This window comes from Nocardia farcinica (genome assembly GCF_029867845.1).
GTDB lineage: Bacteria > Actinomycetota > Actinomycetes > Mycobacteriales > Mycobacteriaceae > Nocardia > Nocardia farcinica_A.
Map to the genome: position 1 here is coordinate 1 of NZ_JARWRU010000109.1, position 2267 is coordinate 2267.

Annotated in this window: 3 protein-coding genes; 1 reads left to right on the forward strand and 2 read right to left on the reverse strand. The window is 69.1% G+C overall.

The features are described 5' to 3' along the window. Window positions 1–70: 70 nt before the first annotated feature. Window positions 71–982: an LLM class F420-dependent oxidoreductase gene (locus QH283_RS02065; protein WP_280501319.1), complete on the reverse strand. Its 912-nt coding sequence runs from the start codon at window positions 980–982 to the stop codon at window positions 71–73. Between the two features lie 111 nt (window positions 983–1093). After that, window positions 1094–1576 (reverse strand): MarR family winged helix-turn-helix transcriptional regulator, encoded by a 483-nt coding sequence (locus tag QH283_RS02070; RefSeq protein ID WP_280501320.1) that lies wholly within the window; start codon window positions 1574–1576, stop codon window positions 1094–1096. Between the two features lie 96 nt (window positions 1577–1672). Here QH283_RS02070 and QH283_RS02075 point away from each other — a divergent pair. Next, window positions 1673–2267: SgcJ/EcaC family oxidoreductase (locus tag QH283_RS02075; RefSeq protein ID WP_280501321.1), on the forward strand; the 595-nt coding region annotated here is incomplete at its 3' end.

Genomic DNA, 2267 nt, shown 5'->3' on the forward strand with positions numbered 1-2267 from the left:
GATTCGGGGAGCGCGACGACGACTGTCTGTTCTGTCGTCACGTGATCTGTTTCTCCGGGGCTGCGGGGGGTCAGGACTTCAGGCTGGTGAGCAGTTTGCGGGTGCGGGGCGCGTCGTCGCCGTTGTCGTAGACGATGCCGACGAATTCGGTGGCGCCCGCGTCGAAGACGCCGCGGATGCGTTCGGCGACCTGGTCTTCGGTGCCGATGATGGCCATGTCGGCGGGGCCTGCGACGCCTTCGCGGTCCATCATGGCGCGGTAGGAGGGCAGGGTGCCGTACATCTTGAAGACTTTGCCCGCGCGTTCGCGGGCGGTGTCGGGGTTGTCGGTGACCTGGACGGGCAGGGCGCAGACGATGCGGGGGGCCGGCCTGCCTGCGGCGGTGGCGGCGGTGGTGATGGTGGGGGCGATGTGGTCGCGGATGGTGGTGGGGCCGGTCATCCAGAGGATGGTGCCGTCGGTGGCGCGGCCGGCGAGTTTGAGCATCTGTTCGCCGAGGGCGGCGACGAGGACGGGGACGCGCTCCTCGCCGGGGACGGTGAGGGCGAGGTTGGCGGTGACGGTCTCGCCCGTGTAGGAGACCGGGTTGCCCTCGAGCAGCGGGGTGAGCACCTCGAGGTATTCGCGCATGTGCCGGACGGGTCGGGAGAAGTCGTAGCCGAACATGTTCTCGATGACGATCTTGTGCGACAGGCCGATGCCGAGGGTGAGCCTGCCGGGCCCGACGGCGAGGGCGGTGCTGCGCGCCTGCTGGGCGAGTGCGCCGGGGTGGCGCGGGTAGGTGGGGACGACGGCGGTGCCGATGGGGATCTCGGGGACGCGGCTGCCCGCGACGGCGAGGGCGGTGAGCGCGTCGAGGCCGAAGACGTGCGGCAGCCAGGCCGAGTCGAACCCTTCGTCGGCGGCGCGGCGCAGTTCGTCGGTGAACAGGCGCAGGCTGTCGGGGCCGGGGTGTTCGTTCAGCAGGATTCCGATCCGCACGGCGTCTCCTTTTCGTGTCCCGGGGGACTGTGATCTTGTTCTCTGCGCAGCCTACGCGGGGAGGCTGGTGTGGCGCACCGGTCGTGGTGGGCGAGGTGGGGTGGTCGCTGGTCAGGAGTCGGCGCCGGCCCGTGGTTGCTGGTCGATGGTGGTGATCTCTTCGGTGGCCTGCCGGTAGGCGTCGGCGGCGCGGGTGAAGTAGTCGAAGAGCAGGGCGCGCTGGTCGGGGCTGTAGCTGTCGATGATGTCGGCGATGCGGCGGCGGGCGGGGGTGAGTGTTTCGTCGAGACCTGCGGGGCGGTCGAGGGGTTCGACGATGACTTTGCGGCGGTCGGCGGGGTCGGGGGCGCGGCGGACGTAGCCGGCCTGTTCGAGGCGGTCGACGAGCCGGGTGGTGGGGCCGGTGGTGAGGCCGGTGCGTGTGCCGAGTTCGCCGGGTGTCATGGGTCCGGTGAGTTCGAGGATGTTGAGCGCGTAGAGGTCGGTGGCGCCGAGTCCGACGGCTCTGGCGCCTGCTTGGGCGTGCAGCACGATCGAGCTTAGGTAGCGGCGGAAGGTCTGTCCCGGGTCGTCGGGTGTGGGTTGCGTTGACATGTTTTCACCCTTCTCCTAATCTCTTCCTAAACGAAGAGAAATCGTTTAAGAAGATAGTTCGTTGAAGCAGAGAATAGCATGCGAAGGGGTACGACCATGCCTGACACCATCGACACCGCCACCCCGGCGCCACCTCGGCGCCGCCGCGTCGGAAAGGCACTGGCGGTCACCGCGCTCGCGCTCGGCGTCACGGCCGCCGGAACGTACATGTGGCTCGACCGGACCTCCGACGTGCGCGCGACCGGCGTCCCGGACTGCGCGGGCCTCATCGCCGACGGCGGCAGCGCCGAGGATCTGCGGGCCGTCTGCGCGACCATCGACGCCATGACCGCGGCCTGGGCTCGCCACGACGCCGACGCCTACGGCGCGACCTTCACCGAGAACGCCACGTACACGACCTTTCTCGGCACCCACTATGTCGGTCGCCGCGACATCACCGAGGCGCACCGCGCCCTGTTCGCCGGCTTTCTCGAGGGCACCGAACTGGCCGACTCCTATCTCGGCGCGCGGTTCTACGGCGGCGACGTAGCGATCGTCACCAGTCGTGGCGACCGCTACGACGGCGACCGGCCCGCCGAACTGTCCAAGACCCAGACCTACACCGTGGTCAGGGAGGCCGACGGTGTGTGGCGGATCGCGAGTTTCCACAACACCCAGCGGCAACGGGTCTTCGAACGCCTGTCCTTCCTGC

What these genes read in the sequence shown, in the direction of transcription:
- QH283_RS02070 (WP_280501320.1), bottom strand. Translation starts at nt 1,576, where the DNA reads ATGTCAACGCAACCCACACCCGACGACCCGGGACAGACCTTCCGCCGC.